Origin of the sequence: Dysgonomonas sp. Shenzhen-Wh21 (assembly GCF_043392705.1) — a bacterium.
Classification (GTDB): Bacteria; Bacteroidota; Bacteroidia; order Bacteroidales; family Dysgonomonadaceae; genus Dysgonomonas.
Map to the genome: position 1 here is coordinate 1 of NZ_JAIXHZ010000221.1, position 14843 is coordinate 14843.

General features: G+C 36.4%; 13 protein-coding genes, 1 tRNA gene and 1 pseudogene. 7 read left to right on the forward strand and 8 right to left on the reverse strand.

All coding sequences use genetic code 11. The features are described from left to right. Positions 1 to 62 precede the first annotated feature (62 nt). Entirely contained in the window at positions 63 to 629 is a 567-nt protein-coding gene (locus LDB17_RS14680; RefSeq protein ID WP_252639288.1) for a pilus assembly protein N-terminal domain-containing protein, read from the reverse strand. A gap of 333 nt (positions 630 to 962) precedes the next feature. Between LDB17_RS14680 and LDB17_RS14685 the strand changes: the two genes are divergently transcribed. Together LDB17_RS14685 and LDB17_RS14690 are read left to right on the forward strand one after the other, a co-directional pair. Further along, positions 963 to 2303, forward strand: coding sequence for a DEAD/DEAH box helicase (locus LDB17_RS14685; protein ID WP_252639289.1), 1341 nt, complete (start codon positions 963 to 965; stop codon positions 2301 to 2303). A gap of 163 nt (positions 2304 to 2466) precedes the next feature. Beyond that, the gene (locus LDB17_RS14690; RefSeq protein WP_252639290.1) at positions 2467 to 3672 is read left to right on the forward strand and encodes an IS256 family transposase; all 1206 of its coding nucleotides are present in this window, start codon (positions 2467 to 2469) and stop codon (positions 3670 to 3672) included. 117 nt (positions 3673 to 3789) lie between these two features. On the opposite strand, the gene LDB17_RS14695 is transcribed toward LDB17_RS14690, so the two are convergent. The 3 genes from LDB17_RS14695 to LDB17_RS14705 form a co-directional block, all read right to left on the reverse strand. Beyond that, positions 3790 to 4467 (reverse strand): hypothetical protein, encoded by a 678-nt coding sequence (locus LDB17_RS14695; RefSeq protein ID WP_252639291.1) that lies wholly within the window; start codon positions 4465 to 4467, stop codon positions 3790 to 3792. A 369-nt stretch (positions 4468 to 4836) separates the two neighbouring features. Further along, a complete protein-coding gene (locus tag LDB17_RS14700; RefSeq protein ID WP_252639292.1) occupies positions 4837 to 6099 on the reverse strand; it encodes a relaxase/mobilization nuclease domain-containing protein in 1263 nt (420 codons plus the stop codon). Next, the gene (locus LDB17_RS14705) at positions 6089 to 6439 is read right to left on the reverse strand and encodes a MobC family plasmid mobilization relaxosome protein (protein ID WP_252639293.1); all 351 of its coding nucleotides are present in this window, start codon (positions 6437 to 6439) and stop codon (positions 6089 to 6091) included. The genes LDB17_RS14700 and LDB17_RS14705 overlap by 11 nt, the downstream gene beginning before the upstream one ends. 607 nt (positions 6440 to 7046) lie before the next feature. Between LDB17_RS14705 and LDB17_RS14710 the strand changes: the two genes are divergently transcribed. The 4 genes and pseudogenes from LDB17_RS14710 to LDB17_RS14725 all read left to right on the forward strand — a co-directional run bounded on the left by LDB17_RS14710 (position 7047) and on the right by LDB17_RS14725 (position 9388). Then, on the forward strand, positions 7047 to 7988 hold the full coding sequence (locus tag LDB17_RS14710) for a hypothetical protein (protein WP_252639294.1): 942 nt from the start codon (positions 7047 to 7049) through the stop codon (positions 7986 to 7988). A gap of 523 nt (positions 7989 to 8511) precedes the next feature. Continuing rightward, positions 8512 to 8775, forward strand: a pseudogene (locus LDB17_RS14715) (DUF3408 domain-containing protein); the annotation flags it as partial. A 142-nt stretch (positions 8776 to 8917) separates the two neighbouring features. Beyond that, the gene (locus tag LDB17_RS14720; RefSeq protein ID WP_252639296.1) at positions 8918 to 9085 is read left to right on the forward strand and encodes a helix-turn-helix domain-containing protein; all 168 of its coding nucleotides are present in this window, start codon (positions 8918 to 8920) and stop codon (positions 9083 to 9085) included. A 3-nt stretch (positions 9086 to 9088) separates the two neighbouring features. Next, entirely contained in the window at positions 9089 to 9388 is a 300-nt protein-coding gene (locus tag LDB17_RS14725) for a helix-turn-helix domain-containing protein (RefSeq protein ID WP_252639297.1), read from the forward strand. Positions 9389 to 9700: 312 nt separating this feature from the next. On the opposite strand, the gene LDB17_RS14730 is transcribed toward LDB17_RS14725, so the two are convergent. From LDB17_RS14730 to LDB17_RS14740, 3 genes are all read right to left on the reverse strand, one after another. Then, positions 9701 to 11062 carry a site-specific integrase gene (locus tag LDB17_RS14730; RefSeq protein WP_252639298.1) on the reverse strand — a complete coding sequence of 454 codons (1362 nt, stop codon included), beginning with the start codon at positions 11060 to 11062 and terminating at the stop codon, positions 9701 to 9703. 243 nt (positions 11063 to 11305) lie between these two features. Next, positions 11306 to 12319, reverse strand: a complete 1014-nt coding sequence (locus tag LDB17_RS14735; RefSeq protein ID WP_252639299.1) for a site-specific integrase — start codon at positions 12317 to 12319, stop codon at positions 11306 to 11308. 270 nt (positions 12320 to 12589) lie between these two features. Continuing rightward, positions 12590 to 12674 (reverse strand) — tRNA-Ser (locus LDB17_RS14740). A gap of 572 nt (positions 12675 to 13246) precedes the next feature. Here LDB17_RS14740 and LDB17_RS14745 point away from each other — a divergent pair. Continuing rightward, complete coding sequence (locus LDB17_RS14745) at positions 13247 to 14362, forward strand: AAA family ATPase (protein ID WP_252639300.1); 1116 nt, start codon at positions 13247 to 13249, stop codon at positions 14360 to 14362. Between the two features lie 174 nt (positions 14363 to 14536). Here the strand turns inward: LDB17_RS14745 and LDB17_RS14750 are convergent. Further along, positions 14537 to 14843: carbohydrate porin (locus LDB17_RS14750; RefSeq protein ID WP_393925118.1), on the reverse strand; the 307-nt coding region annotated here is incomplete at its 5' end.

Below are 14843 nucleotides of genomic sequence, written 5' to 3' on the forward strand. Positions count from 1 at the left end.
AATTATAAGTTATACCTTTGATCAAAGGTATAACTTATAATTGTTTTTTTAGTAAAACCTTATTATTTTACAGTAACAGATATTGTTCCACTATTCTTTTTATCTTTATCAGTCACTGTAATAGTAGTTGTTCCAGCTTTCACTCCTTTAACTGTAACTTTATTATCCTTGACTGTTGCTGAAGCAATTGCTGCATCTTTAGCAGTAGCTAGGTAAGGGGCTACTCCTCCTTTTATTGTTACAACATCTTCTTTTCCAACAGCTACTTCAAGTGTTTTTTTATCAAAGTCCAATCCAACTTCTTTTACTGTCACAGATATAGTGCCTTTCTTTTTATCCTTATCAGTTACTGAAATGGATGTAGCACCTTTACTTACTCCGGTAATAGTAACAGTACTCTTATCAACACTTACGGTAGCAATCTTTTGATCTTTTGATGCAACGTTATAAGGAGCTGTACCACCACTAACTGTTACTGTAACTGTCTTGCCAATTTCGGCTTCCACTTTACTCGGATTCAATTTCAGAGCTTTTTTGTCGTCATCTTTGTCACATGATGTAAAACCGATAGTAGTTACGGTTACTAAAGTCAGAAAAAATAAACTAGAAAATTTTTGTAGATTTTTCATTTTTATAATTATATTAAGCGTTGTTTTATCAGGACTCACTACATCCTTTGAACTTTCATATATTAAATCCTCTCTTTTCTGAAACCTTGCATGACGAATCAAGAAGAATAAGCATATTTAACTTTTTTAACATTATAGACTTCTGCAATTCCTATTATACACCATTACTCCATAGCATACATTGCCTTATATAACTAACGAAATTCTTTGATAATCAGAGCCAAGAAAGATTTCAGGAAATGTCTATTTTTAAAATCTACCGGAGTGAATATTTGTTGTAGTAAAAAGCGGAGAAAAGAAAAACGGTGAGCTATAATATCTTACCTTTGTTCCATGAAAGTAGCAGACCAGAACAAAAGCATATTATCCAATCTCGGGATTGAAGACCTGAATGAGATGCAGATAGCAGCCCAAAAGGCGATATTTAGAGAACAAAATATTTTGTTATTATCTCCTACCGGTTCCGGCAAAACACTTGCGTTTCTCCTACCGGTTCTACAATTATTGGATGAGAATATAACAAAAGTACAATGTTTGATAGTTGTACCATCGAGAGAATTAGCTCTTCAAATAGAGCAGGTCTGGAAAAAGATGGGAACAAAGTTTAAAGTAAATGTTTGTTATGGCGGACATGCTATTGATACCGAACTAAAGAATTTAAGCAGCCCTCCGGCTTTGCTTATCGGAACACCCGGACGATTGACAGACCATCTGGATCGAAAATCTTTTGATACTGATTCTATCAAAACCTTAGTGCTGGACGAGTTTGACAAATCTCTGCAATTAGGTTTTCAGGACGAAATGAATACAATCATCAGCCAACTGCCCAATCTTCAAAAAAGAGTTCTGCTGTCAGCTACATCCGATGTGGAAATTCCGGACTTTGTAAAAATGGAATCTCCCGTAACGCTTGATTATATAGAAGAAGAGAAAAGCGAAAGCCTTTCGATCAAGCTTGTTTTATCTCCCGAAAAAGATAAAATAGAATCTCTGTTCCATCTTATCTGTTCACTCAATTCCGAACCTGCCCTTATTTTTTGTAATCACAGAGAAGTAACCGAACGTATCAGCGACTTATTGAATAAGAAAGGAATACAGACCGGATATTATCATGGTGGAATGGATCAGGATGATAGAGAGAGAGTTTTGGTTCAATTCAGAAATGGAAGCTTAAATTATCTCGTCACCACCGATTTGGCAGCCAGAGGATTGGATATTCCCGAAATGAATCACGTAATACATTATCATCTTCCTTCTAAGGAAAGTGAATTTGTGCATCGCAATGGACGTACAGCCCGTATGCATGCTTCGGGAACAGCATATATTATACAATTCAAGGAGGATAAAACTCCGGATTATATTTCTGACAATTTAGATGTGTTGCGAGTGGCAACAGGAAAGCCATTACCCAACCGCCCAGAATATCAGACAATTTATGTAAGCGGAGGTAAGAAAAACAAGTTGAATAAAAGTGATATTGTCGGCTTCTTTTTACAAAAGGGAAAACTGGATAAATCTGATTTGGGACTGATTGAAGTCAAAGATTTTATTTCTTTTGTTGCTGTTCGTTTTTCTGCCATAAAAACTCTTCTTAGCAATATCAGAGATGAAAAAATGAAGGGTAAGAAGTATAAGATAGAAGTGGCAAGAAATGTTATTAAAAGAGTCGATTGACAAATTGTCGATTAGGCTAAATTTGCAGGTATTTAATATTAGATTTATAGCCCAGTAATACTTTAAGCATGGACAGTGTCCAAGATATTGTGTAAATGAAAACTACAGGTTGGAAAACTTGTAGTTTTTTCATTTATGTATAATTTTATCAAAAGAGTTTATTATGGATATCCCAAAAGATTTTTTAAGTAAGGAGTTCCTGAGTCAATTTAAGACACAAGATGATGTAGAAGCTTTCATGAGTGACCTCCATGTGAAAGTTTATGAGCAGATGCTTCAATCAGAGATGGATTCTCATTTAGGTTATGAGAAAGGCTCAAAAGAAGGTATTAATACGGGTAATTCTCGTAATGGCAGTTATGCGAAGAAGATTCAGGGCAAACATGGAGAAGCTGTAATAGAAGTACCTCGTGATCGTGAAGGGGAGTTTGAACCAGTTGTTGTTCCGAAACATCAAAGTAGAGGCTTATCTATAGAGCGTTTGGTTATCTCATTATATGCCAAGGGTATGAGCGTATCAGATATTGAAAGTGAAATGCATGAGATTTATGGAGTTAACCTATCCACATCAGCAATCTCGCATATTACCAATAAAGTAACAGGGCAGGCCATTGAGTGGCAGAACCGTCCCTTGGATAATCTGTATCTGATCGTTTGGATGGATGGTATTGTCTTCAAAGTCAGAGACAATGGCAAGGTTATCAATAAGACTGTTTATCTTTGCGTAGGACTCAACAAAAACGGTTTTAAGGAGGTCTTGGGTATGTGGGTTGGCAAGACAGAATCGTCTTCTTTTTGGATGGGCGTATTAACTGATTTAAAAGCTCGTGGAGTAGAAGATATACTTGTGACAGTGACCGATAATCTGAATGGATTTACAGATACCATCAAGGCTGTTTTCCCTGAGTCAACCACTCAGATATGCGTCGTACATCAGATCCGCAACTCCTGTCGTTATGTGGTATGGAAAGAGAAGAAAGAGTTTACTTCCGATTTGAAGCTCATTTACAACGCTCCAACAAAAGAATCCGCCAGTCGGGAACTTGGTGTATTTGAACAAAAATGGGGTTCTAAATATCCCTATGCCATCCGCTCATGGAGAAACAATTGGGACGAATTGACTTCCTTCTTTGATTTTCCACTTGAAATCAGGAAGATAATCTATACCACGAACCTAATTGAAAACCTGAATGGTAAAATAAGAAAATACACTAAAAACAAACTTTCATTCCCAACGGATGATGCCTTGAAAAAGTCGGTATATCTGTCTATTGCTGAGATTGAGAAAAAGTGGACAATGCCAATCCATAATTGGGGGCTGATACTCAATCAATTTTTGGTTATCTTTGGAGAAAGAGTGAACCTGTAAAAAGAGAAATTCTTTCAAACTCCCCCGTCTTTTTAGGGGGGAGAATTTGAAAGAATTTATATGATAAATCTTCAACCTTGTAGTTGACGCTTACACAAAGCTATGGACAGTCCCATTTTATCCTTTTATCACATTTTCCATCATCCACTCATACATTTCAACATTCGATTTGCGAGCTGTAGGATGAAAACTATTTATTAATACTATGTTATTTTCTTTATTATAATATACCCAACTATTCTTCTGAATGAATGTAAGTTCTTTATAGATTATATCTGTAGCAACATTAAATACTACTTGCCCCCCACAAACAATAATATTGGGAGATAAAATATCCAATTCTTGACGTAAATAATGTGCATACCGCTTACCAAAATCATATACAATACTATCGTCAGCAGTAGCACCACCCGATTTCTTCTTCACGTTCACATAAGCATAGGAGTATTCAGATAATGCTTTCATCTGATTCTTCGCATCAAAAGCTTCTTCAATAGCAGGATAGCTAGTGTCTGTATAATTGGTCAACCCATATAGCCAAGCCGATAATCGATTATAAAATAACCCATTGGGAGAATACCCATTGATAGAACCTGTCCATTCTCGAACATCTTGTCCATCGTTGTCGTTGTTTTCTTTGAGCAGAAACAATATTTTTCTTTTAGAGTTCTGCCACAATAAACTTTCTTTTCCATTACGGTAAATCAGTCCATCTTCACAAAATCCATGATCACCATTCTGCATCATTCCATCTTTCCAGTATTGAAAAAGAGCATTTAGTTTTGTATTTATCATATCTATTATTTTAGTTACAAATAAGTTCCAAACTAAAGAAAAAGCGTGGCACTGTATGCCTATTTTGTTTAGAGGTATCGCCAAACACCTTGTAGCAAATAAACAACAGCCCACGCCTGATATGCTGTACAAAAGGTACAATCATCAAACAGGAACATCATGTTTATCCTTGCTACATTAGTCAATTGGCGATTTTCTAAACAAAGGACGAAACTTTACGCTTCTTCAAATATACATTAGCAAAACCTATCGTTTCCGATGGCAAATATATGTAAATATTTTCGGAGGCGAGTAAAAGGGCTGTTGCTATTATTTGCTCCGACAAAAATAAAATTGATAACTGCCAAATACTGTCATGTTCTTAATGTTTTACATTTTCATTCCTTTATCCTTCTTTATTATAGGTGTTATGATTTGCTTCCTCTTTTCCTCCTCTTTAGCTTCTACTACTCTCGGATCGCCCCATGACTCTTTATATTCCGTATCAGTTTTCTTCTCTTTCCACAGATATGGATGAGCGAATCTACCATCATACCATTTCACTTTAGCTTTAGTTATAAAGCCCTTTTCTATCAAAATCTTATCTCTGAGTCGCATCTCATATTTACCATATTTTATGGACTTTTCTGGGTTTTTATTGCTAAATGAGATATTGTCCTTATCATCATTGGCAAATGCATATGCAGAAAATTTAGTGTTGTCATTGGGATGAATCATGTTTTCAACAAAGATAATACCGCCTTCTCTCAATACTTTTTCCTGTTCGTCTGATAGCTCAACACCCAAAACAACAAGATTTCGTTTAACGGATATAGGTTGGATTTCTGTCTTTTTCTGTACTTCGTGTTTAGCTTTTTGTTCGGCCTGTTCTCGCAGAAATTCCTCTCGACCTCGTTTCTTCGCTTCTTCAATATTCTTATCAAACTCTTTTTTTAGATTTCCGAAACTAAATTTCCGATCAATATCCGAGCCTTTGAAAGCAATATTGTCGTATCGAAACGATACTCCTTCAATCTCTCTGGTCGTTCGTTTGAATTTGTAATCAATCTCAATATTGAATTTTTGAAGAGCGAATCGTAAATCTGCCGGATTCTTACAACTGGATAAAACAGATTTTATAGCATCATAGATATGATATTTTGTCTTGTCGGGATTGTCTAATTTCTGCCGTTTTACATTGTCTTTACCCTTACCATAAGTCAGATTATACTTGTCTTTTAGCTTCTTACAAGCCTTGATGTTTCGTTTGTAATCGTTGTTGACGGAGATAAGTTTTAAGTTGTTGTCAATACGGTTATAGACAATATGCAGGTGGGCATTATCCGTATTGTGATGTCGGACAATGATATATTGCGTATTTTTGATTCCCATTTCCTGCATATATTCTTTGGCTAGTTGGAGCATAAAATCATTGGTCATTTTTCCTTTATCTTCGGGAGAAAAGGATATTGGAATATGGCCAACAGGTTGCTTTATCTCTTTTCGTCCCGAACGTTGTATGGCAAAACTGCGGATCATATCTTTCGCACTATCCGCCCATACTCCTTCGGCCTCGAGCAATTCGGCTGTGTCATTGATCACATAATTCACACAGCCTTTAAATGATTTCCCTTTGATGTTTTTAGCGATCATCCAACAATTGTTTGATTTGAAGTGCAATATTTACGATCTCTACACTAACTTGAGCGAATCCCGATTTGTTAGCCTGTTTGGCTATCTGATTCAGATTATTCCCCATACCACCGAGCTTCCGTATGAGGTCAAGTTCTTCCAAAGTAAAACGAGATTTGACACCTCCTTTCAAGGTCATCTCCCGAGCATATTGAGTTGCTTTCATTCCCAATTTCTCTGCTTTTTCCTTCACGGTTTTAAAATCTTCTTCGGTCAATTTCAGATTAATCGAAGTAGAAAGTTTTACTTTTTCTTTCTTTGGACGACCTCTTTTAGCGCTGTCACTCTTCTTATTTTCCATAACTACTTTGTTTAAGGTTATGGAAAACTGAGTGTCTCCAAACACTCAGGCGAGCCGAAACGAAAGTGACCATCGGGAGATGAAGTGCAGGATTGCTCCACAGCCACGACAGTCAAGTGACCATCGGGAGCAGACTGTTCGGGGCTGAGCCCCCTGCAAGGGCAAGGTATGCACGGAAGTAGCCCAAAGAGACGTTAGTCGAATTTTGGGTTACCCGTGCGATTACCTTGCTCCTTTGACGACGAGAAAAAAATAAAGAGGCGGTAGTCTCTTTGTTTTTTGAATCGGTGGCAACATTTGCACTCAGGTCTGAGCATAAAGTCAAAACGCCCGGACTTAGCAATACGGTCAGTGTATTGCCTATTGCTCTTCAAGGGTAGGCAGAGCAAATGAATAGTAGAAAGTGGATTGGATTTCTCATATAGCAGTATAATTTAGATGTATCCGACATGGACACTGTAGCAAAGATAGATTGTTAATTCGATAGTTATATCATTGACAATATGACGTGTATAGCTTTGCTTGAACATGCTTTTATTTGCCATATTGCCAGACAAAATTGAGTCACTGTTATTGCTCTTATTGGTAATATTACTATCTTTAGTACATGTATAATGGTGAGCAAGACATAGATTATGATAGTAATGTTCCTGAAGTATTTCGGGCTGTGCAGCAGAGTCTCAATGACTTTGTAGCAATCAACTATGAAACGGCACTTGGTTTGGTCTCACAGCCACAACTCACTGAGGCGGAACTACTCCACTATAAAAGCAAAGTGCTGGATATCATCCGTAACAATCCTCCTTTGGCAAGCTTGCCCAAATACCTTCGTGACGATAGAGAGGATTATCTATGGTACAGTGACTTTTGCGACGAGATAAGCAAAGATGTTTATCATCAGTATCGTACATTTATAAAACCAACAAATACAATAACTCCAAGCAACTATACCGCAGAGCTAATCAAAATTGATTTGCCCTATTTCCGAGAATTGGTAGACCTCGTAAGTTTAGAACGATTATGTATAAAATATGAGAAACTTCTTCCAAAACCTAAAGTAGAGATCATTAAGGAAGAGACACCCATACAAGAAACTACCATTGCCAAAGAGACTAAAGCTACAGCTAAATCTACCAAACGTTCTTACCAATCCAAACTAAGCAAAGAGCAATACGCTTTATTAGCCAACTGCATAGAAACTATCAAATTGTTTCGCTCAAAAATTAAAGTAGCTGAACTAAAGAAACTACTTTCAGGAAAACTACCTGAACCGCTACAAGTAACCAACCAAAAGACATTGGTCTATCTCCTTGACCAACTGAGCGAACACAAGTACATTAAAGCCCAATGGGTTTCGGTTGCCGATGGGAATAAAGACTTTATTTCTTTTCGCACAGAAGGCAACAAAGAAAGATATGGTGATAATAAACACTATATTGGTATGCAACAACTACTCAACTGCCGTAACCGCAACAAACGGGAACAGATATTTGGGCTTGAAGATATAGATACCTTGATAGAGAAATTGGGGGAATATAGCCGTCAATAGTTAAAAAATCTTACCATCCTGTATTTCCTATAAATATTTATGTCCCAACCTGAACTAATATTATCTACTCAAATAGAGCATGTTAACATAAAATAGTTGATTGCCTACTATTCTCAGATTATTCCTTTCCAAGTACACACCTAAATCATAACAGGCTTATAATAAACACTATACAACCCCAACCTGTTAGGTAAGGCTATTATGCTCACAGCGCAGGGCTTGAGAATGTGCTATACTTGCACCTGAGTTCGGAAACAGCAATATAAAAAGTCGTATACTGCTTATCCTTTCGGAAAATGTAGAATCATGGGCAAGACCAATCGTATCAGAGATGTTTGAATGAATATTATCATTCTAATTTAATGAATCCTATTTATAAACATTAAAAAACAAGTATCGTATGAAAGATGAGTCTGAAAATAAAGAACAGCCTTTGGATAATAAAGAACTTATATCTCAATTTATAGGGGAGGACAGCACATGAGTAGCTAGCTCAGCCAGAGGCAAGCTTTCTCGCAAAAAAGACGAGGAAGAGTATACCAACCGATTTTTGGCAACACGGAAAATCAAGGATTATACTCCGGTTTATATTGATGTTCGGATGAAAGAGAAACTCCAGATGCTAGTTGCCTCGTTGCAACATATTGTACCCGAGATCACTCCGACTATGCTGTTGTCGAATATTCTTGCCGATCACTTGTTCCAAAACAAAGAGCTGATAACTCGTGCTGCCAATGAAGGGTTAAAACGTTCTCTGGCAAGTACATTTAATAACGATAAAGAGTAAATAACAACTAAACTGAATCATTATGGAGATTGTTTGTATCGATTTACATACATGGGAACTGTTGAAACGACAGATCAATAGATTAACTTCCGATATGGCTGCGTTAAGAGCCGTCTATTGTTCCAATCCCAGAGACGGATGAATGGATTCGGCAGATGTCTGCCGTGCTTTGAGTATCTCGAAACGTACTTTACAAACTTGGCGGAATAATGGGAAGATACCATTTACAATGTTGGGTGGCAAGGTCTATTATAAAGAAGAGGATATTCATTGCCTACTTCAAACAGAAATTAAACTAGCCAAGAAGTAACTTATGGATAAATTTATCAATTACGAGACCGAAGAGTTCAAGGAACTTTTGGAGCAGATAGAACAATCCATTGAGGGTGTGCAGGATGTTAGAGACAAGCATCGCCCAACATTGGCAGACGAACGTTATCTGAGCGGAGAGGAACTAATGGAATATCTCCATATCTCGCCTCGAACGCTTCAAAATCTGCGAGATAAGCGAATGATCTGTTATACAATGATTGGAGGGAAAATACTTTATCCCGAGAAAGAACTTCAAGAGGTATTGTGTAATAACTACCAATCGCCAGAATTACCCTTTTAATATGCAGATTCTAAGGAGAGGGAGTTGAAGTTGCTACTTACGCATAAAATGAAAACAAGCATTCTTGATATTAATCAGGGATGCTTGTTTTAGTTTGAAGATATGCGTCATCGTCAGGTCAGTCGTTTTCGTTGCAGGATATTCTTTTACACTTCGAGCAGGGAAACAGGCAAGCCTCGGAGCGAAAATACTATCCGTAGGATGGAGATTTTTGTTTCCGACCTGTAGGGCTTCGGGCTTGACTAGTTTGCCTTGTAAGAAGTGACTTTCTCCTGCAACAAAAGGACTGAGCTGACCATCATTGTTCTTATTCTATTCCACCTTAGCCCATTTGGGGATGATATAAGTTGATGGATTAACGGGGTTATTTTCTCTCTTTTTTCGGGGCAACATTTCTTTTTGCTTTTTAGTGATTCGTTTGATGTTTCTGAAATCGGATTCAGGTCGATCTGTTTCCAATTTATACTTATCCCCGATTTTATCTGTCAATACCGCCATATCTTTACTTATCTTGTCGTTGGTGATTTTGGCATAAATTTGAGTCGTAGTTATGCAGCTGTGCCCGAGCATTTGAGAGACTGTTTCGATGGGTACACCTTGCGAGAGGCACACTGTTGTAGCCATTGTATGGCGCCCCATATGCGACGTAACTCGCTTATTCACACCGCATAATTTAGCTATACGTTGAAGGCAACGATTCATATTATCGCTATGGCTTGGTACAGGAAATACAAAATTATTTTTAGCCACAAGACGATATTGTTCAATCAGTTGCTTTGCTATTGGCAATAATTTGACATAGAACGTAGCATTGGTTTTCTTGCGTTTAGCTATCAGCCACAATTCGCCATCAAAAGAAGTTTGAATATCATCAAAGGTCAATTTTTTGACATCTGCATAAGCCAAACCCGTAAATGCTTGAAAAACGAAGATATCCCGAATCTGACGTTGTTTGTATCTTCTGAGTTCTACAGTCATAAACCTTCGAAGTTCATCTTCGGTCAAATAACCTCTATCCCGAGTTTGTGCTTTGAATCGGAAGCTGGCAAAAGGATTGATATGGATATACCCCTTGCGTTGAGCGATCAACATAATTTGTTTCAGTTTGGTCACGGATGTAAGCAAAGTACTGCCCGCCAGCTTGCGTTCTTCCAATAAATAGGCATAATAGTCCTCTATAAATTGTGGCTCTATTTCCTTAATCGGAATATCGGAAAGATTATATCTATCTCGAAGAAACATCTCTACTCTCCTGCGATTAATAATTAGTTGCTCGTATGAACCTTCCGTTCTATCCTTACCTACACGTCTGCTGTATTGCTCGTAGAACTCATCGGCGATAGAGAAGAAAGTTCGGAACTCATCGCCAAAGCCGAGATAAGCGTTTTTAACTTTTTCAGCAGAAACAAAATTATCCTTGTCACAGATGCTTTGATATTGCTTGCCGATTTGGGTTTTGATGTTGTCTAACTTCTGATTGATTTTCTGTGCTTCAAGACTTTTGCCTAATGCTCGGTTTGCTTTGGTATCCCACAACTCGGGCTTTATGTTTAGCTTACAGCTAAACTGCGAGATGGTACTGTTTACAGTGATTCTTCCCATTATAGGAGCTTTACCATCTTTTAAATTGTTCTTTTTTAGGTAAAACAAAACCTTGAATGTACTTCTTGCCATAACTCTAATTTTTTAATTACAAATTTAGTTTACTTAGAGTTATCCGGTGCTATGCAAAATTACGCAAACTATTGAATAAGTGACGAATAAACTCCAGTTGAACAAAGTTACTCAGGTAACGATTTAGTAACTGAATTCACCGTCATCTTTGCTTTTTTGTGCATTTATTCTCTTTTGGCTAAAAGAACCGTTTTGCTTAATCCGTTGATTAAGTTTTAATTACATTCTTTTGCTCTCCCTTTTCTAAATGGCTGCTGTTTCTTTTAGGTAACTATTCATCTTTTGATTCGTTAGAAGAGGTAAAACTTTACAGTCAGGTTGCTTATTACGATATTTCTCAATTATCTCCAAAGGAATACTCATCAAAGGAACTGTTACAGGTGTATCTGTTTTTTCTCTTTTTGTTATAACCCAAAGATTACCGTCAACTCCTTTCTTTATGTTATCATAAGTCAGATTCTTTGCATCGACATAAGCAAGGCCCGTATAGCAAGAAAAAATGAAAATATCGCGTACTTTGATTAACCGATCGATTGTTAATTCTTTCTGTTTAATTTTCTGTAATTCTTCTTCCGTTAAATAGCCTCTGTCTACTTTCTTTATACGAATTTTGTAATTCGCAAATGGATCATGTTGCATCCAACCATTATTACGGGCTATAATTATTATTCGCTTGAAAAATTGAATAAATTTCGCTGTAGTATTTGCGTTACAGTTACATTCAGTTCTTAAATAGTTTTCAAAATCTACGATGAACTGATATTTTATCTCTTTCACATTAATATCCGAAATACTGTATTTATGCCTCATAAAATCAGAAAGTCTAGTATAAGTGACTTTATATTTTTGTAAAGTTGCTTTGGTTTTGTTAATTCCAAGTAAGGATTCTACATCTTTGTTATGCTGATTAAATAACTCCAATAACATTGTATTATCTGTAGATATTCCCAAGTAGGCATTCTTCAGTTTTTCCGCAGATACAAAATTATCTCTTTCAAAGATATCCCTGTACATATTGTGAAGGCTTGTCTTACAAGAATCCAGAATACGGTTGATATTCATGGCTTCCCTTGTTTTACCACTGGCTTGACTAGCATTAGCATCCCACATATCAACATGAATATCGGTATGAATATTAAAACTTACAGATTCTCCAGAGATCGTTACCCTGCAGAAAATAGGGGTGAACGAATTTTTCTTCATTTTATCCTTTCTCAGATAAAAGATGATTTTAAAAGTACTTTTCGCAGCTTTCATAACTCCTCATTTTTAACCGTCAAAATTAATTTACACTATTAATAATTAGGAATTTACACACTTCCATATTCGTCCAAAACAGTGCCAATATTGGACAAAATATAGGGTGAACGAATTTAGATTTAGGGTGAACACTTTGGGGACAAATCCTTGTCTGAAAGTGGCTGTTTTATGTCTTTTGATGGAAAAGTATAGACATAAAAAAATCCTACAATCTATTGATATTGTAGGATTTATCTCTTTTTTATCGCCTTTTGGCTTTAATCTCCGCGGAGAGAGAGGGATTCGAACCCCCGGAACCTCGCAGTTCAACGGTTTTCAAGACCGCCGCAATCGACCACTCTGCCATCTCTCCAATATTTTTGCTTATGGATATTTCCTCTAAAGCGATGCAAATGTATGTCTTTTTTTTGTTTCTACAAACAATTCTACCAACTTTTATACACGTTTTTCACAACAAGCTCTGTATCAATATTTATTGATTGCAAATTTTAAAGAGTTAATTCGAAACGCTGTTCCATTATTATAGTATTGATACATCAAACTTAGCCCAATTTTGTTTAGTTAAAAAATCTTTATACCTTTGTAAGAATCAATTTATTCATTTTTCAGAAAATAAAGTTATGTAATTGTTCAGTATCATACTGGAATTCTTTCCTTTTATTACCCCTTCTTGAGTCTTACCTCACGGGCTACACTTATTATACATTTTATTAACTAAAACAATTGCATTATATTTTCACAAAAATATGATTATGTATGTCTTTTCATCCTTATAGAGCTATATCTAATGACTACTTAAATCATATGCATTGAATTGAAAAAACAAATACCCGTTGGGCTCGCAATTAAAAACGAGAAATGTCAGTTTGGAAAAAACTCGTTAATATGGGGATGATTCTTCCGGCTGAATAAAACTAAAAAATTATGGAAAAAATTTGGAAATTAACACAAGATAAAAATTGGAATGCCCTTGAAAAGAAATTTGATTGGGTAGAGGATATGAAAGAGGTGCCTCAACATAAGGTACATCATAAAGAAGGTAACGTAGCAACTCATACACAGATGGTCTTAGATGAATTGACGAAATCGGAAGAATATAAATCCCTATCGGAACAGGATCAAGAAGTACTTTGGGTAAGTGCCCTGTTGCATGATGTAGAAAAACGTTCAACATCTCTTGACGAAGGTTTTGGCAAGGTATCAGCAAATGGACATGCTCGGAGAGGAGAATATACAGCACGTACAGTCTTATTTCGAGATGTCCCTACACCGTTTCATATCCGTGAAAGAATTGCATCCTTTGTACGTTACCATGGCCTGCCTCTTTGGCTATTAGAAAAGGTAGAACCTGCAAAAAAGATCCATGAAGTGTCCTTAAGGATAAGCACTTCGCAATTAAAAACACTAGCCGAAGCTGATGCCAAAGGAAGAATATGTAATAACTTACCTCAATTACTTGAATCTCTTGAGCTTTTTGAACTGTTTTGTAAAGAGCAGGAATGTTGGGGAAAAGCATTAGAGTTTGAAAATCCGAATACACGATTTCAATATTTTGACTCGATAGACGGATATATCGGCTATGTTCCGTTTGATAATTTCAAAAGTGAAGTTACAATACTTTCAGGTCTACCAGGGATGGGAAAAGATCACTATATACAATCTTTAAATACAGACATTCCAGTTATAAGCCTCGATGCTATTCGCAAAAAGTATAAATTAAGTCCAACAGATAGATCTACTACAGGAAAAGTAGTTCAAGAAGCAAAAGAACAAGCTCGCGTATATCTTCGAAAAGGACAAAATTTCATTTGGAATGCAACTAATATTACACGGCTAATGCGTCAACAATTAGTAGATCTTTTTACTTTATATGATGCAAAAGTCAAAATAGTATATTTAGAAAAGCCTTACGCCCAATGGCGTGCTCAGAATCTAAATAGAGAGGATGTTTTACCTGAAAAAGTATTGGATAAAATGCTACAAAAGTTAGAAATTCCACAATTGGTAGAAGCTCATGAGGTAGAATATATTGTAGAATAGTAAATTCGATGATTAAAATACTTTAAAGACTAGATAAAGAAAAATAAAATATAGGAATAGAAATTCTATTCCTATATTTTTTCTGATTATCCCGAAAATAAGAGATAATAAAATTTATACTTTCCACACGCTAAGACTGATAATATATCCGACAGTATCAAAAAAGTAATAACCTCAGTTTCCAAAAGTAAAGCTTCCACGGAGAAGTCCAACCAAATCATCTTTACCCTGCGTATGTATATAGTGCAATGCGGGTTGAATCGAAATATGTGAAGTAATTATATATTTATATGACATTTCCAAAGCCGTTTCTGCTCCTTGTGACGTATTTGCTCTGAAAGCATTTAATCCTATAATATCTCCGCCATCTCTTCCGAATAAATTATCTAGAACAACTCCCACCCCATAATATAAATAACATTCGTTGCTTTTCTTTGGAGCATATCCCAACTGAGCGACAACACCTAGATTTTGTTTACCC